The sequence below is a fragment of the Thermus thalpophilus genome (assembly GCF_022760915.1).
In the GTDB taxonomy this organism is placed as follows: Bacteria; Deinococcota; Deinococci; order Deinococcales; family Thermaceae; genus Thermus; species Thermus thalpophilus.
In genome coordinates this window covers 49471-64194 of record NZ_JAKTNS010000012.1, presented here as the reverse complement: position 1 = coordinate 64194, position 14724 = coordinate 49471, and the positions used below count along the sequence as shown (strand labels likewise).

At 68.1% G+C, this 14724-nt stretch carries 22 protein-coding genes and 2 tRNA genes; 14 read left to right on the top strand and 10 right to left on the bottom strand.

Going from position 1 to position 14724, the window contains the following annotated elements:
* The first annotated feature begins 112 nt into the window (after window positions 1-112).
* The 3 genes from L0D17_RS06140 (at window position 113) to L0D17_RS06130 (ending at window position 1010) form a co-directional block, all read left to right on the top strand.
* Window positions 113-203, top strand: a tRNA-Ser gene (locus tag L0D17_RS06140).
* A 7-nt stretch (window positions 204-210) separates the two neighbouring features.
* Window positions 211-303 (top strand) — tRNA-Ser (locus tag L0D17_RS06135).
* 35 nt (window positions 304-338) lie between these two features.
* The gene (locus tag L0D17_RS06130) at window positions 339-1010 is read left to right on the top strand and encodes a DNA/RNA nuclease SfsA (protein WP_243094448.1); all 672 of its coding nucleotides are present in this window, start codon (window positions 339-341) and stop codon (window positions 1008-1010) included.
* Here the strand turns inward: L0D17_RS06130 and L0D17_RS06125 are convergent.
* Both L0D17_RS06125 and L0D17_RS06120 read right to left on the bottom strand, forming a co-directional pair.
* Window positions 999-1745: a ZIP family metal transporter gene (locus tag L0D17_RS06125; RefSeq protein ID WP_039455373.1), complete on the bottom strand. Its 747-nt coding sequence runs from the start codon at window positions 1743-1745 to the stop codon at window positions 999-1001. The genes L0D17_RS06130 and L0D17_RS06125 overlap by 12 nt on opposite strands.
* Before the next feature lie 12 nt (window positions 1746-1757).
* A complete protein-coding gene (locus L0D17_RS06120; protein ID WP_243094447.1) occupies window positions 1758-2450 on the bottom strand; it encodes an alpha/beta hydrolase in 693 nt (230 codons plus the stop codon).
* 56 nt (window positions 2451-2506) lie between these two features.
* On the opposite strand from L0D17_RS06120, the gene L0D17_RS06115 reads away from it, so the two are divergent.
* Window positions 2507-3289 (top strand): DUF4388 domain-containing protein, encoded by a 783-nt coding sequence (locus L0D17_RS06115; protein WP_039455377.1) that lies wholly within the window; start codon window positions 2507-2509, stop codon window positions 3287-3289.
* A 3-nt stretch (window positions 3290-3292) separates the two neighbouring features.
* Window positions 3293-4648 carry an alanine/glycine:cation symporter family protein gene (locus L0D17_RS06110; protein WP_039455379.1) on the top strand — a complete coding sequence of 452 codons (1356 nt, stop codon included), beginning with the start codon at window positions 3293-3295 and terminating at the stop codon, window positions 4646-4648.
* On the opposite strand, the gene L0D17_RS06105 is transcribed toward L0D17_RS06110, so the two are convergent.
* From L0D17_RS06105 to L0D17_RS06075, 7 genes are read right to left on the bottom strand one after another with little or no spacing between them, the layout of a single operon-like run.
* Window positions 4645-5043, bottom strand: coding sequence for a hypothetical protein (locus L0D17_RS06105; protein WP_243094446.1), 399 nt, complete (start codon window positions 5041-5043; stop codon window positions 4645-4647). The two genes, L0D17_RS06110 and L0D17_RS06105, sit on opposite strands and share 4 nt — an antisense overlap.
* 2 nt (window positions 5044-5045) lie before the next feature.
* Window positions 5046-5330 carry a hypothetical protein gene (locus tag L0D17_RS06100; protein ID WP_243094445.1) on the bottom strand — a complete coding sequence of 95 codons (285 nt, stop codon included), beginning with the start codon at window positions 5328-5330 and terminating at the stop codon, window positions 5046-5048.
* Window positions 5331-5339: 9 nt separating this feature from the next.
* The gene (locus tag L0D17_RS06095) at window positions 5340-5618 is read right to left on the bottom strand and encodes a hypothetical protein (RefSeq protein ID WP_243094452.1); all 279 of its coding nucleotides are present in this window, start codon (window positions 5616-5618) and stop codon (window positions 5340-5342) included.
* Window positions 5618-6088, bottom strand: a complete 471-nt coding sequence (locus tag L0D17_RS06090) for a YbaK/EbsC family protein (RefSeq protein WP_243094444.1) — start codon at window positions 6086-6088, stop codon at window positions 5618-5620. The genes L0D17_RS06095 and L0D17_RS06090 overlap by 1 nt, the downstream gene beginning before the upstream one ends.
* Window positions 6085-7200 carry a M20 family metallopeptidase gene (locus L0D17_RS06085; protein WP_243094443.1) on the bottom strand — a complete coding sequence of 372 codons (1116 nt, stop codon included), beginning with the start codon at window positions 7198-7200 and terminating at the stop codon, window positions 6085-6087. Before L0D17_RS06085 ends, L0D17_RS06090 begins: the two co-directional genes overlap by 4 nt.
* 41 nt (window positions 7201-7241) lie before the next feature.
* Window positions 7242-7823, bottom strand: coding sequence for an intradiol ring-cleavage dioxygenase (locus L0D17_RS06080; protein WP_243094442.1), 582 nt, complete (start codon window positions 7821-7823; stop codon window positions 7242-7244).
* On the bottom strand, window positions 7823-8383 hold the full coding sequence (locus tag L0D17_RS06075; protein WP_243094441.1) for a YceI family protein: 561 nt from the start codon (window positions 8381-8383) through the stop codon (window positions 7823-7825). Before L0D17_RS06075 ends, L0D17_RS06080 begins: the two co-directional genes overlap by 1 nt.
* Window positions 8384-8464: 81 nt before the next feature.
* On the opposite strand from L0D17_RS06075, the gene L0D17_RS06070 reads away from it, so the two are divergent.
* From L0D17_RS06070 to L0D17_RS06030, 9 genes are all read left to right on the top strand, one after another.
* Window positions 8465-9124, top strand: a complete 660-nt coding sequence (locus L0D17_RS06070; RefSeq protein ID WP_039455389.1) for an HAD family hydrolase — start codon at window positions 8465-8467, stop codon at window positions 9122-9124.
* On the top strand, window positions 9121-9486 hold the full coding sequence (locus L0D17_RS06065) for a carboxymuconolactone decarboxylase family protein (protein WP_039455390.1): 366 nt from the start codon (window positions 9121-9123) through the stop codon (window positions 9484-9486). The genes L0D17_RS06070 and L0D17_RS06065 overlap by 4 nt, the downstream gene beginning before the upstream one ends.
* The gene (locus tag L0D17_RS06060; RefSeq protein WP_243094440.1) at window positions 9458-10132 is read left to right on the top strand and encodes a uroporphyrinogen-III synthase; all 675 of its coding nucleotides are present in this window, start codon (window positions 9458-9460) and stop codon (window positions 10130-10132) included. The genes L0D17_RS06065 and L0D17_RS06060 overlap by 29 nt, the downstream gene beginning before the upstream one ends.
* Before the next feature lie 44 nt (window positions 10133-10176).
* Window positions 10177-11292, top strand: coding sequence for a glutamyl-tRNA reductase (hemA, locus tag L0D17_RS06055; RefSeq protein WP_039455393.1), 1116 nt, complete (start codon window positions 10177-10179; stop codon window positions 11290-11292).
* Window positions 11289-12041, top strand: coding sequence for a cytochrome c biogenesis protein CcsA (ccsA, locus tag L0D17_RS06050; protein WP_243094439.1), 753 nt, complete (start codon window positions 11289-11291; stop codon window positions 12039-12041). The genes hemA and ccsA overlap by 4 nt, the downstream gene beginning before the upstream one ends.
* 64 nt (window positions 12042-12105) lie before the next feature.
* Window positions 12106-12339 carry a hypothetical protein gene (locus L0D17_RS06045; RefSeq protein ID WP_243094438.1) on the top strand — a complete coding sequence of 78 codons (234 nt, stop codon included), beginning with the start codon at window positions 12106-12108 and terminating at the stop codon, window positions 12337-12339.
* 14 nt (window positions 12340-12353) lie between these two features.
* Window positions 12354-12722: an SHOCT-like domain-containing protein gene (locus L0D17_RS06040; protein ID WP_039455398.1), complete on the top strand. Its 369-nt coding sequence runs from the start codon at window positions 12354-12356 to the stop codon at window positions 12720-12722.
* Window positions 12719-12988, top strand: a complete 270-nt coding sequence (locus tag L0D17_RS06035; protein ID WP_243094437.1) for a hypothetical protein — start codon at window positions 12719-12721, stop codon at window positions 12986-12988. Before L0D17_RS06040 ends, L0D17_RS06035 begins: the two co-directional genes overlap by 4 nt.
* Entirely contained in the window at window positions 12982-13359 is a 378-nt protein-coding gene (locus tag L0D17_RS06030; protein WP_243094436.1) for a DUF2089 domain-containing protein, read from the top strand. Before L0D17_RS06035 ends, L0D17_RS06030 begins: the two co-directional genes overlap by 7 nt.
* Here the strand turns inward: L0D17_RS06030 and L0D17_RS06025 are convergent.
* Window positions 13313-14719, bottom strand: coding sequence for a sensor histidine kinase (locus tag L0D17_RS06025; protein WP_243094435.1), 1407 nt, complete (start codon window positions 14717-14719; stop codon window positions 13313-13315). The two genes, L0D17_RS06030 and L0D17_RS06025, sit on opposite strands and share 47 nt — an antisense overlap.
* Between the last annotated feature and the right edge of the window lie 5 nt (window positions 14720-14724).

Sequence of the window (14724 nt, the reverse complement as noted above, 5' to 3'; positions counted from 1 at the left end):
TTCTCTCCCTTCTCCCGCCCCCTCCGGGGTACAAGGCAATTTACTAGGCAAGCCCCTTCGGCCTTGACAGGCGCAGGGCTTTGCCGCATAGTAAGGCTTGCGGCCAGACCTTGGAGGGTTGGCCGAGCGGTTGAAGGCGGCGGTCTTGAAAACCGCTGTGGGCCTTGGGCCCACCGGGGGTTCGAATCCCTCACCCTCCGCCAAAGGCGTGGAGAGGTGGCCGAGTGGTCTAAGGCGGCACCCTGCTAAGGTGTTGCACCGGGAAAACCGGTGCCGCGGGTTCGAATCCCGCCCTCTCCGCCAAAGGGGCCCGGCCTGAAGGCCGGGCTCGGCCCTTTATGATCCTTCCCCTGCCGCCCCTAAAACCCTGCCGCTTTTGTAGGCGGAAAAACCGCTTCCTGGTGGAGGCGGACGTGGGGCCCTTGCACCTTGCCAACACCGGCCGCATGGCGGAGCTTCTGCGCCCCGGGGTTTCCTGCTACTACCATCCCAAGCCCACCCCCAAGACCCTGGGGCGGATGGTCCTGGTGGCCGCAGAAGGGGTTTTGGTGGGAGTGGACGCAAGCCTTGCCGGCAGGCTTTTGGAACGCCTGCTCCGCTCCGGGCGGCTGGGCGCTTGCGAAGACCTTCGGCGGGAAGTGACGGTGGGTGGGGAAAGGCTGGACTTCTTCTCCCGGCTGGGGGGGAAGGAGACCTATTTGGAGGCCAAGAACTGCAACCGAGTGGCGGAAGGCCTCGCCCTTTTCCCCGACGCCCCCACCGCCCGGGGGGCGCGGCACCTCCGGCTCCTCGCCGCCCTGGCCCGGGAGGGGAAGGGGGCTTACGCCCTGTGGTTCGTGCAACACCCCTTGGCGGAGGCCTTCGCCTTAGACCCCGCCGATGCTCCCCTTTACCGTGCGGCCCAGGAAGCCCTGGAGGCGGGGGTGGTCCTCAGGGCCTACCGGGTGCGGCCCACCTTGGCGGCCCTGGTGCTGGAGGGAGAGTTCCCTTGGGTCTGGCTAGCCCCCTAGCAGGATCTGGAAGGCCACCATGAGGGCCGCGGCCACGGTTAAGACCGTGGCCACCCCCTCGGCCTCCGCCTCCTTGAGGGCGTCGGGCAGGAGCTCGGCCACCGCCATCCAGATCATGGCCCCGGCGGCGAAGCCCAGGCCCACGGGGAGGAGGGGCCGGAAGGCTTCCACCAGGAGGAAGGCGGGCACGGCCATGAGGGGCTGGGGCAGGCTGGAGAAGACGCTCCAGAAAGCGGCCCCCAGGACGTTCACCCCCCGGGGCACCAGGACCAGGCTGATGGCGAGCCCCTCGGGTATGTTGTGGACGGCGATGGCCAAGGTGATGAAAACTCCCAGGGCCTCCCCGCCCCCAAAGGCCACCCCCACCCCCACCCCCTCGGCGAAGGAGTGAAGGGTCATGATGCCCACGATCATCAGGGCCTTGCGGGCGTCCAGGCCCTTTAGCTCGCCGAAGCTCACCTCCCGGTTTTCCAGGTAGCGGTGGGAAAGCCGGATGAAAAGGAGGCCCAAGGCCACCCCCAGAAGGGTGCGGCCCAGGCTGTAGTTCACTCCCTCGTAGATGAGGCCGAAGCTCGCCGCCACCATGAGTCCGGCGGCGGCGGCGTTGGCCAGGCCCAGGTGGCGCTTGAGGACGTTTTGGGTGAAGAGGAAGGGCAAGGTGCCCAGGCCCGTGGCGGCGGCGGTGAAGAGGGCGTAGAGGAAGACGGTCCAGGGGGAAACGGTGAAGCCTTCCATACCCCCTCTAGCTTAATGCAAGCGATTACTAGTTGCAATAAGCCAATCCCGCACCGCTTCCGCTACCTCCTGCCGGTTCCGGTCCAGTAGGAGGTCGTGCCCGCTTTCCGGGAAGACCAGGTGGCGCTTTTCCCGGCTCCCCAAAAGGGCGTAATAGCGGTCCTCTCCCTTGACCACGCGGTCCCGCCCCGCCTCCACCACCAAAGCGGGGGCCCGGACCTGGGGGAGGACCTTGGGGGTTCCGCGCATGAGGCCAAGGAGCTCCCCCACCGCCCGGGTGGGGAAGTAGGGGTAGTTGGGGTTTTGCCGCTTTAGAAGGGGGTCCTCAATGGAGTTGGGCCCGGGAAAGCGGGGGATAAGCCAGGCCAGGTAGGGGGCCAGGGGGGCCAAGGGGTTTTGCAGGGCGAAGGCGGGGGCCAGGGCCACCAAGGCCACGGTGGGGTGGACCGCCGCCAGGTGGGCGGCGAGGAGGGCCCCCATGGAAAGCCCCACCACCCCCCGGGGCTCCGGGAGGGCCAGATAGGCCTCCTCCGCCTTCTTGAGCCAATCCTGCCACCGCACCTTAAGCAGGTCCTCGGGGCGGGTGCCGTGGCCGGGGAGGGTGGGCTGGGCCACGGCGAAGCCCGCTTCCCGGAGCACCTCGGGCAAGGGCCCCAGGGTGAGGACGGGGTGGGAGGTAAAGCCGTGCAGGAGGAGGAGGTGCATGCCTCAGAATACCCCGCCTGGACGTTCTTGTAAGCGGCGTGGTAAAACGGGGGGGAATGCTGGAGGGCAACCTCGCGGAGTTCCCCTTTCCCTCCCTGGTGGGCGCCCTGATGAGCGCCGGGCGTACCGGGAGGCTTTTGGTAAGGCCACCCCACCTCGAGGGGGAGGTCTACGTACAAGGCGGCCAGGTGGTCCACGCCCGGGTCCAGGCGGGGGAAAAGGTTTTGGAGGGAGAAGAGGCCTTGGACCTCCTGGCGGGGCTCCGGCGGGCCCCTTTCCGCTTTGAACCGGAAACCCTTCCCCCCCACACCACCCTACTTGGGGGGCTTGCCGTGCCTGCGCGGCTTGCGGAGGCCCAGGCGGCCTGGCAGGCCCTAAGCCTCCCCGCGGACTGGGGCTACGTTCTTCGCCTGCCGAGCAAGGAGGGAGCGGCGGAGCTCACCCCGGAGGCCTTGAGGGTCCTGGCCCAGGTGGAGGGGAAGCGCATCGCCGAGGTCCTGGTGGCCCCTGGGGTGTTGCGCCTTGCCCGCATCCTCCACACCCTGTTGCAGATGGGGGTTTTGGAGGCGGTGCCCGTGGTGGAGGTTCCCCCCGAGCACCTTCTGGTCCTGCCCATCTACGGACCGGGGCACGGGATTGCCTACGTGGACGAGGCCCTTTACGCTGCGTGGGCCCGGGCCATCCGCCACGGGTTCCGCTTGCGGGTCACCCCTCCTGGGACCACCATGGAGGTGCGGCCCAGACCCAACATCCCCGGGCGGCTTGGGCTTTTGGAGGAGGACCTGAAACGCCTGCGCCTCAGGCGTGGGGATAAGGTGGAAGCGGTGCCGGAGGTGTAGCCTATGGATATCCTGACCCTAAACGAGTATCTAAACCGCATCGTCTACGGCTTCCCCATGAAGTTGGTCTTCCTTCTCGTGGGAGCTTATCTGGTTATTTTCCAAATACGTTGGTTTAGCGCCCCCTTCCGGATGATGCGGGTCTCCTTCAGCGAGACCTTTGGGGCTCTCCGGGAGCGGGCCTACGGCTTCGGCGGCCAGATTACCCCATTCCAGGCCACCATGGTGGCCCTCTCCGCCACGGTGGGGACCGGGCACCTTCTCGGGATGCTGGCGGCGGTTTTGCTGGGGGGGCCGGGGGCGGTCTTCTGGATGTGGGTGGGCTACTTCTTCGGCACAGGAAGCAAGTTCGCCGAGGCCACCCTGGCGGTGCACTACCGCCGCCGCTACGCCGATGGCTCCGTGTCCGGAGGCCCCATGTACTACCTTTCCCGGGGGCTACCCCGCCTTCGCTTCTTGGGCTACCTTTTCGCCTTTTTCGCCGCCGTGGCCGCTTTTGGCATCGGCAACCTTTCCCAAGCGGGGGCGGTGGGGGGAGCCTTGGCGCCCCTAGGGGCGCCCCCAGCCCTGGTGGGGCTTGGCCTCGCCCTTTTGGTGGGGGTGGTGCTGGGTGGGGGGATCGTTCGGGTGGCCCGTTTCGCCCAGGTGGTGGTGCCCCTCAAGCTTCTCCTCTTTTTGGTGGCGGTGCTGCCCCTCCTAGTCCTTTACGGGGGTAACCTCCCCGAGGCCTTGGCCCTGGTCTTCCGGGCTGCCTTCACCCCGGAGGCCGCCTTGGGCGGGGCGGCGGGGTACAGCCTCTTTGCCGCCCTCAACGCCGGGCTTGGCCGGGGCATCTTCGCCAACGAGGCCGGGCTGGGTTCAGCGGCCATCGCCCACGCCCAGGCCCAGGTGGACCACCCCGTGCGCCAGGGTTTCTGGGGGGTCACGGAGATGTTCGTGAGCTTCCTGGTGACCTCCCTCACCGCCCTCACCTTCATCGCCTCCGGCCTTTGGCGCCAGGGGGGAAGCGCGGCGGAGGCGGCCCAGGCCCTCTTCCAGGCCCACCCCTTGGGGGGGGTGATCCTGGCCCTCACCGTGGCCGTCTTCGCCCTGGGAACCATGGTGTCCTGGGGGTTTTACGGGGAGGAGGCGGCGGCCTTCCTCTTCGGGGAGGGGGTGCGCTGGCCCTACCGCCTCACCTTCGCCGTTTTGGCCTTCGTGGGGCCTTTGGGGGGCCTCGAGGCCTTTTTGGCCATTTCCGACACCCTAAACGGCCTCATGGCCATCCCCAACCTCCTGGGTCTCCTCCTCCTGGGTGGGGTGGTGGGCCGGCTCGTCTACGGTTTCTTCCGCGGGGAGCCTTGGGTGCCGCCCCGTTAGCGGAAAAGGGCCCGGATGGCCTTTTCCAGCTCTTCTCCCGCCTTGCGGTCCAGGGTGAGCTTCACCTTGAGGGCCACCCGCAGGGCCTCCTCCTCTAGGGCCTCCCGGCTCTCGCAGGCCTTAAGCCGAGCGGCGAAGGGCTCCGCCCTTGGTCCCAGGCGGGCCTTGAGGAGGTCTAGGAGCTTTTGGCAAAGCTCCTTCGGCCCTTCCACGGGCAGGATGAGCCCCCGCTTGAGGAGGCTCGCCAGGATGGCGTAGGCGTTCTCTCCTAAGCCGCTATCCCGCACCACCTCCTCCTCCGTGCGCCGCCCGTCGCAGAGGGTGTACACCCGCCACTCCTCCGGGGTGGGCTTCCAGTCGGCCCCGGGAGGGTTGGGATTGCGGCGGAAGACCATGGCTACAAGGAGGCCACGATGGCGTCCACCAGGCGGAGGACCAGGTAGACGAAGACGGCGCCCAGGAAGAGGACCAAGGAGAGGAGAAGGAGGAGGAGGCTTGCGGGCTCGTCCCAAGTGAGGAAGAGGATGGCGAGGTAGGCCAGGGCGAAGAAGGCGATGAGGAAGAGCATCTGCCCGCCCCGCTCCCCCATCACCCCGCCGGGAATGGCCCGCTTGAGCCTTAGGCCATAAAGGACGTTGTAGACCATGAGGATAAGTCCCAGGAGAAGCAGGATTTTTTCCATGGCACTATTTTACCCCTTCCACTCCCGGATGGGCACGAGTTCGCCACCTTCCACATGCTTCCGCACGGGGCGGTAGCGGCGGTCAAACCAGATCTCCAAAACCGCCCGGTCCATGCTCCTTGGGGCCACGATCTCCTTGCGCACGTAGTAGCCGCCTTCCGTGGGGCTAATCTCCATACTCTTGGAAAGCCTTAGCTCCACCACCTCCCCGCTTTTCGTGCGCACCCGCACCCGGAAGGCCAGGGGGCCCTCCGGCTTCACGTGGGGGTCTTGGCGGAAGGGCCACATCATTCCTCCTTGAGGTTGGCCACCCTCGCCCCCGTGAGGGCGAGGAGCTCCTCGGGCCTGACGGCGAAAAGGGCCTTAGGCGTGCCCGCCGCCGCCCAAAGGGTCTCGTAGGCCAGGAGGTCTTGGTCCAAGAAGGCGGGCAGGGCCCGGGCGTGGCCCAGGGGGGGCACCCCGCCGATGGCGAAGCCGGTGAGGGTCCGCACCTCCTCGGGACGGGCCCGGCGCAGGGGCTCGCCCACCAGGGCGCCCGCTTTGTTTAGGTCCAGGCGGTTCTTGCCGCTTAGGAGAAAGAGGTATGCCCCCTTCTCCCCCACGAAGACTAAGCTCTTCACAATCTGCCCCACCTCAGCCCCCACCGCCTCCGCCGCTTCCTGGGCGGTGCGGGTGGAGGCCGTGAGCTCCACCACCTTTAGGTGGCCGAAGCCCTTGGCCTTAAGCGCTTCCTGCACCTTCTGGGCGGAGGGGCTCATAGGGCGTAGAGGAGCTCGGCCAAAAGGGCCGCCCGCCGGGGGATTTCCGAGACCACCACGTACTCCGTCTTTTGGTGGGCGTCCCCGCCGAAAAGCCCCAGGCCGTCCAGGGTGGGCACCCCGAGGGCGGCAGTGAAGTTGCCGTCGGACCCCCCGCCCACCCGGCCCGGCTCCAGGCGGAGCCCCAGGGCCTCCCCGATGGCCTTGGCCTTGGCGAAGAGGGCGAGGCTTTCCTCCGTGGGCTCCATGGGGGGGCGGTTGAGGCCCCCCGTGACCTCTAGCCGGGCCCCGGGAAGGGCGGGGGTGAGGCGCCTAAGGCCCTCTTCCACCCGGCGCACCTCCTCGAGGGTCCAGGCCCTCAAGTCCACCTCCACCCAGGCCTCCTCCGCCACCACGTTGCTCACCGTGCCCCCCCGCACCACGTTGGGGCCCAGGATGGTCCCCTTTTCCCGGTCCTCCAGGGCGGCCACCTGAAGGATCTGGTGGGCGAGCTCCAAGATGGCGTTCACCCCCTTTTCCGGCTCCACCCCCTGGTGGGCGGCCTTGCCCAGGGCCCTGACCCGGTATAGCCCCACCCCCTTGCGGGCCACCTTCAGGTCCCCCGTGGCGGTGGGGGGCTCCAGGACCAGGGCGGCCCTGGCCTTCTTGGCCGCCGCCTCAATGAGGGGGTGGCTTTCCTTGGAGCCCGTCTCCTCGTCGGGGGTGAAGAGGATCTCCAAAGCGGGAAGCCTCCGCCCCGTGGCCTCGGCGTGGCGCAGGGCGTAGAGGAGGGCGATAATCCCCCCCTTCATGTCGTAGACCCCGGGGCCCACCGCCCGGTCCCGCTCCAGGCGGAAGGGCTCGGGGAAGCTTCCCCTGGGGTGGACGGTGTCGTAGTGGCAGAGCACCAAGACGGGGTCCCCCTCCCCTTCCCGCCGGAGGAGGAGGACCGGCCCCGCCGGGGTATCCTTGCGGGAAAGCCGCCCTTCAAGGGGCCCGAAGGCCTCTTCCAAAAAGGCGGCCGCGGACCTCAGGCCCTCCAGGTCCCCCGAGGGGGACTCCCGGCGCACGAAGGCCTCGAGGTCCTTCAGGAACTCAGGGAGCTTGGCCTGCATCCAGGCTAGGGTTTCCATACCCCCATTATGCCCCGGGGATAGGGGGCAATTTGTCCAGGCTAAAAGGGAAGGGTGAGGGTGAAGCCGGCGGCGAAGCCCTCTCCCTCGGGTCTTAGGGCGAGGAGGAGGTCGGCGCGGAAGATGCCGTCTTGACGGTTCCCCACCTGGGGCATGCCCCTTTGGGCGTAGGGGGGACGGGTGTAGACCTGGCGTTGGACTTCCTCGGGGAAGAAGAGTTGGGTGGTGAAGGCCCTCCCCTTGGCCTCCACCCGGAGGTGCAGGTGGGGGGTGCGGCTTGGGTACCATCCGGGGAAGAGGGTGAGGAAGGCCACCTCCCCCTTTTCGTCCGTGGCCTGCCACCCCCGGCAGAAGACCCCGGGGGCATTCACCCCGGAGTAGCGGCCCAGGGCGTCCGTGTGCCAAAGGTCCACCCGGGCGCCCTCCAAGGGCCGGCAGGCGGCGTCCTGCACTTTTAGGGTGAGGCGCAAAGGGATTCCGGGAAGCCCCTCCCGCAGGTCCGCTCTTTGGGGAACCTCCTTTAGGTAATAGGGGCCCTCCGTGAGGGCAGGGGTGGGGCGGCAGGTCCCTTGGGCCCGGACCAAAGGGAGGAGGAAAAGGCACAAGACCGCACGCCTTCGCATCACCGCCTCCTGAGGAGGAGCTCCACCTCTAGCCGGATCCGGTTCTCCACGCTAAGGAGGATGGGCACCCGGGGCTGGGTGAGGCGGAACTTCTCAAAGGGGAACTCCGTCTTCAAAAAGACCCTCACCTCTTGGCCCCTGAACTCCGCCTCCCCCTCCCAAGCCACCTCCTGGGTCACGTCCCGGAGGGTGAGGTCCCCCACCACCTGGATGGAGGCCTTGCCGCTTTGGGGCAGGGGGTTGGGAAGGCCCTTCACCTCCTTGGGGCGGAAGGTGGCGGTGGGGAAGCGGTCCGTCTGCAGGGTGTTCTGCCGCAGGTAGTTGTCCCGGCGGGCTTGGTCACTCCTCAGCTCCCTCAGGTCCACCACGAACTCCCCGCTCACCCGCCCTCCCTGGAGGGTCACCCGCCCCTGCACCGCCTTGGTGGTGCCCACGGCGTCAGTGATGCCCACCTGCAAAAGCTCTTCCTTCACCCGGTAGCGGGCCTCCCCCGAGGCCACCTCAAAGGTCTGGGCCAAAGCCGGTATAAGAAGGGCCAAGCTCCAAGCGAGCCATCGCATCCCGTTCACCTCCTTTGCTATGAAAAGCGTAGTGGGCTAGGGTTAGACCCGGGTTAGAGGGAAGCGGTTTAGACTTGAGCCATGACCCGGGCCGTGCTCTTTGACGTGGGCAACACCCTGATCCTGGCAAGCCCCCGCTTTTGGCTCCTGCCCTTTCTGGAGGAGCGGGGCCTGAGGCCTCGCAAAGACCCCAAGGCGGCGGCCCTGGAGGCCTTTCGCTTCTACGAGGAAAACCACCTCCAGGCCAAGGACCTCGCCGCGGCCCTCGCCCTTTGGCGGGAGTTCCACCGGAGGCTTTTTGTGGGCATGGGCCTCGAGGCGGAAGCGGAGGCCCTCTCCCAGGAGTTGGTGGAGAACTGGAAGAACCCCCGTTTCTGGCCCCTTGTCCCGGGGGCCCAGGAGGTGCTCTCCACCTTGAAGGAGCGGGGCTACGCCCTGGCCGTGGTGTCCAACTGGGACGCCACCTTGCCGGAGATCCTGGAGGTGGTGGGCCTAAGGCCCCACTTCCACCACCTGGCGGTAAGCGCCCTTTCCGGGGTGGCCAAGCCCGACCCCAGGCTTTTCCAAGAGGCCCTGGAGGCCTTGGGCGTGGCGCCGGAGGAGGCGGTGCACGTGGGGGATTCGGAGGCGGACCTTCTGGGGGCCCAGGGGGCGGGGGTAAGGCCCCTCCTCTTTGACCCCCTGGGGCAAAACCCCGAGGCCCTCCACCACCTGGAAAGGGTGCTAGACTTCCTGCCATGAGCGTGCGGGCGGCCATCTGGGGGGAGAAGCAAAGGGCCATTGAGGAGAGCCTCGAGGCGGTGGACGAGGACCTCTTCCGCTACATCCGCGACTTCGCCTATGAAGAGGTCCTGGCCCGCCCCGGGCTGGACCTGAAGACGCGGGAACTCCTCGCCATCACCGCCCTCATCGCCCTGGGAAGCCCGAAGGAGCTCGCCACCCACCTGGAAGGGGCCTTGAGGGTGGGGGCCACGGAACGGGAGGTGCGGGAGACCATCCTCCAGTCCGCCCTCTTCCTGGGCTTTCCCCGGGCCCTGGCGGCCATGAAGCTCTTCCAGAAGGTGCTGAAGGGCCGTGGTGCTCCTCACGAGGGGGAAGGATAAGGCTCTTTTAGAGCGGCTTGCCGCCTTGGGGGTGGAGGCGGCGGAGGTGGCCCTTCTGGAGCAGGTGGACCTCCCGGGGCTAGGGGAGCTTCCCGCGAGGCTTTGGGAACCCTGGGACTACGTGGCCGTTACCTCCAAGGAGGGGGCGAAAAGGCTCCTTTGGGCCTGGGAGGAGGCGGGGCGTCCCCCCTTGCGGGTGGCGGCGGTGGGGGAGGGGACAGGGGAGGCCTTGGCGCAGGGGGGGCTACCCCCCGCCCACGTTCCGGAAAGGGCCACGGCCAAGGACTTAGCCGGGAGCTTTCCCCCGGCGAAAAGGGTCCTCTTCGTGGCGGGGGACCTGGCGGGGCGGGACCTGGAGGCGGGGCTAGGGGCTAAGGGGGTGGAGGTGGTGCGCCTTGCGGTCTACGCCACCCGGGAAAGGGAGCTTTCCCAGGTAGAGCGCCGCCTTTTGGAGAGGGCGGAGGTGGTGGCCTTTTTCAGCCCGAGCGGGGTGCGGGCCTACGCCCGCTGGACGAATCGGCGGCCCAAGGCGGCCTGCATCGGCCCCGCCACGGCGGAGGCGGCGGCGGCCTTGGGCTTTCCCGTCTTCGCCGCGGAAGAGCCGGGGCTAGAGGGGCTTTTCCAGGCGATCCTTCGCGCTTTGTAGGGGACAGGTGTCCCTACCCGGCTTGGGTATACTAGCGGGAGGTTATGGCCCTGCCCCTTTACCTGGTGGGCCTTTCCCATAAGACCGCTCCCTTGGCGGTGCGGGAAAAGGCCGCTTTGGACCCCGCCGTGGCCCTTCCCGCCGCCCTCCGGCGCCTGGGCAAGGCGGTGGTCCTTTCCACCTGCAACCGCACGGAGATCTACGGGGTGGGTCCTTTCCAGGAGGCCAAGGGGCTCCTTTTGGAAAGGGGCGTGGGGCCCCAGCACCTCTACCTCAAGGAGGGGACGGAGGCCCTCCGCCACCTCTTCCGCGTGGCCGCGGGGTTGGACTCCTTGGTGGTGGGGGAGGCGCAGATCCTGGGCCAGGTGCGGGAGGCCCTTTTCCTGGCGCGGCGGCACGGGGCCACGGAAAGCCTTCTGGAAAAGGCCTTCCAGTCCGCCATCGCCGTGGGCAAGCGGGCCCGGAGCGAAACCGCCATCGGGGCTGGGGCGGTGAGCGTGGCCTACGCCGCCTTGGACCTGGCCCTGGCCGTTTTTGGCGACCTCATGGGGCTTTCCGTGGCGGTCCTGGGGGCGGGGGAGATGGCGGAGCTCTTCCTCACCCACCTCCGCGCCCACGGGGTGGGGCGGGTCTTGGTGGTGAACCGCACGGCGGAAAGGGCCAAGGCCTTGGCGGAGCGCCTGGGTGGGGAGGCTTTTACCCTGGAAGCCCTGCCCCAGGTCCTGGCGGGGGTGGACTTGGTGGTGGCCTCCGCCGCCGCCCCCCACTACCTGGTGCGCCCCCAGGACCTGCCTCGGCGGGCCAAGCCCCTTTTCCTCATAGACATCGCCCTGCCCCGGAACATTGACCCCCGGGTGGGGCGCCTTCCCCACGCCTACCTCTACAACCTGGACGACCTGGAAAAGGTGGTGGAGAAAAACCGCCAAGCCCGCCTAGGGGAGGTGCCCAAGGTGGAGGCCCTCGTGGAAAAGGCCTTGGGCGACTATCTGGAGTGGTACGCCGGCCACCGGGTGCGGGAGGCCATCCGGGCCTTGGAGGAGAGGCTTCTTAGGGAAGTGTCCGCGGAACTGCCCCAGGCCGACCCCCTCACCTGGCACAAGGAGGCGGGCCGCCGGGCCCACCCCTTGATCCTGGCCCTCAAGGCCCAGGCCCGGCCATGACCTTGGCGAGCGCCCTGGCCTTTCTGGGGGTGGCCTTTCTGGCCTTGGGGTGGTTCTGGCCCCGGGGGATTGGGCTTGGGGCCTGGCTCTACCTGGGGGCCGCCCTGGCCGACGCCTTCGCCAAGGGGCTCTTCTCGGGTCCGGCCCAGCCCGCCTTGATCCTTGGGGGCCTTTTGGCCCTGCGGGGCGAGTCCCTCGCCCTCCGCCCTAGGCTCACCCCTTTGCGCCGCTACCTCCTGGCCCTCTCCTTGGTCCTGGGCCTCTTCGCCCTCAAGGCCCTGCCCCACCCCAAGGGGGAGCTTCCCCTTCCCCTCACCCTCTTTCACGCTGGGGCTTTTTTGGTGGCCTATCTGGCCTTGGCGGTGGGGGTAGGGGCGGGGGTCCTGTGTGCGCTTCAGGACCTGCGCCTGCGGGCGCACCCGGAGCGAGCCTTGGGGGCCCCGCCCCTTTGGAGCCTTAGGCGGCTTGAGCGGGGGTACCTGAGGGTGGGCTACTGGGCGGCCACCTTGGGCCTGGGAAGCGGCATGGCCTGGGCCTTCAGCTACTTCGGAAGTCCTTTGAGCCTGGACCCCAAGGAGGTTTCCGCCTTTTTGGGCTGGCTCCTTTTCACCCTTTACTTCCTCCTGGAGGAGCGGCTTGGGGGCCGGGCCCGGGCCGCGCTTCTCCTTCTGGCCTACGCTCTTTTCCTCTTCGCCTTTTTGGGGGCGCCCTTCCTGGGGTCCCGCCACCCCTCGAGGCTCCCCTTTTAAATATCGCAAGCAAGACTTGACAATCTGTAAACGTCTGGTTTAACCTTTTAGCCAGGAGGTGCGCATGGGGCTTGGGCACTGGGGCCGGGAGCGCCTTGGGGAAGCGGAGCGGGAAAGGCTTCTCCTTCCCCTGCGCCGGGGGCCCTTTGGCGCCTGGCCGAGGTCCTGGCGCCCGAGGTGCGGTGGGGGGTGGCCCGTGGAGGCTAAGCGGCGCGTCTTGCTTAGGGAAGGTGCCATCGGCCTCGAGGCCGTGGCGCGATTGGAGGCGTGGGTGCGGTTGGGCGACCTGGCGCTTTGAACCAAGGAGGCGTGATGGAGGAGAAGCGGAGGGTTTTGGAGATGGTGAGGGCGGGGGAGATCGGGGTGGAGGAGGCCTTGGCCCTTCTGGAAGCCCTGGGGGAGCGGCCCAAGGCCTCCTCCCCAGCCCGGCTTTTGCGGGTGCGGGTGGACGGGCACGACCAGGGCAAGCCGGTGAAGGTGCACGTCAACCTTCCCTTGGCCTTGGCGGAGCTTCTGGAGAAGTTCCTGCCCGAGGAGGCCCAGCTCACCCTGGGACGCCAAGGGGTGAACCTGAAGGAGCTCCTGGCGGCGGTGGGCCAGGGGGTGCCGGAGGGGAAGCTGGTGGAGGTGGAGGCGGAGGACGAGGGCAAGCCCGTGCGCATCCTGGTGGAGGTGGTTTGAAGGGCCGCCTGATCCCCTTGTGCCCCCGTTTCCTCTACCTGGGGGTGTGGGTGGGGAGGGTGCCCGTGGGGCTTGTCTGCCCCCTTTTCCTCCTGGAGGGGCTTCTCCTTGCGGTCCTTTGGCTGGAAAAGACGCGGGCCCTCCGCGGCCAACGCCCCCGCCCTTTTCTCCCCCTTGGGGCGGTCTTCGCCTTTCGGGCGCTTCCGCCCTTGGTCTTCTTGGAGGTGGAGGCGGAAGGGGTCAAGCTAAAGGTGGGACTATGGTGATGCGACCGCTTCCCGTGCGTTGCCCGGCTTGCGAAAACCCCTTGGCGGTGAAGGTCCTTTTCTGCCCCGCCTGCGGTACCGAGGTTTCGGGCCGCTTCGCCCTAAACGAGTTCGCCCTCTTGCCCAAGGAGCACCTGGACTTCCTGCGGCTTTTCGTGAGGGTCCGGGGGAACCTCAAGGAGGTGGAGCGCCTCCTCGGGGTTTCCTACCCCACGGTGCGGGCCCGGCTGGACGCCCTCCTGCGGGCTTTGGGCTACGAGGCGGAGCCGGAGGGCACGGAGGAGCCGCGCCTCCAGGTCCTGGAGGCCTTGCGCAAGGGGGAGATCAGCGTGGAGGAGGCGGTGGCGCGCTTGCGGGGAGGGAAAAGCTGAAGGCGGTGCCCTTTCCCACCTCGCTTTCCACCCAGACCTCCCCCCCGTGGGCCTCGAGGATGGCCTTCACGATGGCCAGCCCTAGCCCCGAGCCCCCCCGCTCCCGGTCCCGGGCCTTGTCCACCCGGTAAAAGCGCTCAAAGAGGTGGGGGAGGTGCTCCTCGGGGATGCCTTCCCCGTCGTCCTCCACCCGCACCACCACCTTCTTCCCCAGATCAAAGGCCCTGAGCCACACGTGCCGGGCCCCGGCCTTGAGGCTGTTGGCCACCAGGTTGGCCAGGACCTGGTGGAGCCTATCCGGGTCCCCCCGCACGTACACCTCCGGGGGAGCCTCCACCAGGATTTCCCCCTCAAAGCTCCGCTTGAACTCCTCCCGCACCTCCTCCAGGAGGTCCAAAACCCGCACGGGGATGGGCTCTATGCGCCAGCTCCCGCTTTGGGAAAGCTCTAGTAGGTCCGAGACCAGCTTGCCCATGCGCTCGGCCTCCCGCCTCACCGTTTCCAGGCTTTCCCGCTGAACGTCACTCAGGGGGGTGCGGCGGAGGAGGTAGCCCACGTGGCCCAGGATGGCGGTGATGGGGGTCCTGAGCTCGTGGGAGGCGTCTTGGAGAAAGCGGGTCTGGGCCTCAAAGGCCTTCTGCATGCGGGAAAGCATCCCGTTAAGGGCCCGGACCAAAGCCGCCACCTCGTCCTCCCCTTCGGGCTCGGGCAGGGGCTCGGGGCGCTCGGGCATGGCCTCGGCCCGCTGGGCCAGCCACTCCAAGGGGGAAAGGGCCCGGGCCACCAAAGCCCGGGCCAAGAGCACCGCCAGGAGGAGGACGGCCAAGGCGGTGCCGGCGTAGATGCGGGCGAACTGGGTGAGGGTGGCCTCTATTCCCTCCGTGGGCCGGCCCACCAGGAGGAGGCCCTTCCACACCGTGCCGGCCACGTTCACCTCCACCCGCCTGGCGTAGACCAGAAGGGCCAGGGGCTTCCCTTCCCGGGGAAGCTCCACCCGGGCCCAGACCTCGCCCTCGGCCAGGAGGGTGCGGTAGTCCGCCTCCTTGAGGAGGAGGCGCCCACTTCCCAGGGCCGGGCTTTTTTGCAGGCTGATCCCCCCCTCCCGGGCCAAGAAGGCGGGGTCTTCCTCGGGCAGGAGCTGGAGCTCGGCGTAAAGGCCGGCAGGGAGGCCCGCTTCCAAAAGGGTCTGCCCCCCGAGGTTCAAAAGGCGCACCACCTGGTTGCTGGCCTCCAAAAGCTCGGCCCGGAGGTTGCGGTAGAGGAAGCTCCGCAAAACCCCCTCCAGGGCGAACCCCAACACCAAGAGGGTGACGAAGAGGAGGCCGGCGGTCAAAAGGGTGATGCGGGTGCGCAGGGTCATGGAGG

Coding starts and splice junctions, on each gene's coding strand:
- L0D17_RS06030 (WP_243094436.1), top strand. CDS start 12,982: ATGGTGATGCGACCGCTTCCCGTGCGTTGCCCGGCTTGCGAAAACCCC.
- L0D17_RS06115 (WP_039455377.1), top strand. CDS start 2,507: ATGCTGGAGGGCAACCTCGCGGAGTTCCCCTTTCCCTCCCTGGTGGGC.
- L0D17_RS06040 (WP_039455398.1), top strand. CDS start 12,354: ATGGAGGAGAAGCGGAGGGTTTTGGAGATGGTGAGGGCGGGGGAGATC.
- L0D17_RS06045 (WP_243094438.1), top strand. CDS start 12,106: ATGGGGCTTGGGCACTGGGGCCGGGAGCGCCTTGGGGAAGCGGAGCGG.
- L0D17_RS06085 (WP_243094443.1), bottom strand. CDS start 7,200: ATGGAAACCCTAGCCTGGATGCAGGCCAAGCTCCCTGAGTTCCTGAAG.
- L0D17_RS06070 (WP_039455389.1), top strand. CDS start 8,465: ATGACCCGGGCCGTGCTCTTTGACGTGGGCAACACCCTGATCCTGGCA.
- L0D17_RS06075 (WP_243094441.1), bottom strand. CDS start 8,383: ATGCGATGGCTCGCTTGGAGCTTGGCCCTTCTTATACCGGCTTTGGCC.
- ccsA (WP_243094439.1), top strand. CDS start 11,289: ATGACCTTGGCGAGCGCCCTGGCCTTTCTGGGGGTGGCCTTTCTGGCC.
- L0D17_RS06130 (WP_243094448.1), top strand. CDS start 339: ATGATCCTTCCCCTGCCGCCCCTAAAACCCTGCCGCTTTTGTAGGCGG.
- L0D17_RS06080 (WP_243094442.1), bottom strand. CDS start 7,823: ATGCGAAGGCGTGCGGTCTTGTGCCTTTTCCTCCTCCCTTTGGTCCGG.
- L0D17_RS06065 (WP_039455390.1), top strand. CDS start 9,121: ATGAGCGTGCGGGCGGCCATCTGGGGGGAGAAGCAAAGGGCCATTGAG.
- hemA (WP_039455393.1), top strand. CDS start 10,177: ATGGCCCTGCCCCTTTACCTGGTGGGCCTTTCCCATAAGACCGCTCCC.
- L0D17_RS06095 (WP_243094452.1), bottom strand. CDS start 5,618: ATGTGGCCCTTCCGCCAAGACCCCCACGTGAAGCCGGAGGGCCCCCTG.
- L0D17_RS06105 (WP_243094446.1), bottom strand. CDS start 5,043: ATGGTCTTCCGCCGCAATCCCAACCCTCCCGGGGCCGACTGGAAGCCC.
- L0D17_RS06100 (WP_243094445.1), bottom strand. CDS start 5,330: ATGGAAAAAATCCTGCTTCTCCTGGGACTTATCCTCATGGTCTACAAC.
- L0D17_RS06120 (WP_243094447.1), bottom strand. CDS start 2,450: ATGCACCTCCTCCTCCTGCACGGCTTTACCTCCCACCCCGTCCTCACC.
- L0D17_RS06110 (WP_039455379.1), top strand. CDS start 3,293: ATGGATATCCTGACCCTAAACGAGTATCTAAACCGCATCGTCTACGGC.
- L0D17_RS06090 (WP_243094444.1), bottom strand. CDS start 6,088: ATGAGCCCCTCCGCCCAGAAGGTGCAGGAAGCGCTTAAGGCCAAGGGC.
- L0D17_RS06025 (WP_243094435.1), bottom strand. CDS start 14,719: ATGACCCTGCGCACCCGCATCACCCTTTTGACCGCCGGCCTCCTCTTC.
- L0D17_RS06125 (WP_039455373.1), bottom strand. CDS start 1,745: ATGGAAGGCTTCACCGTTTCCCCCTGGACCGTCTTCCTCTACGCCCTC.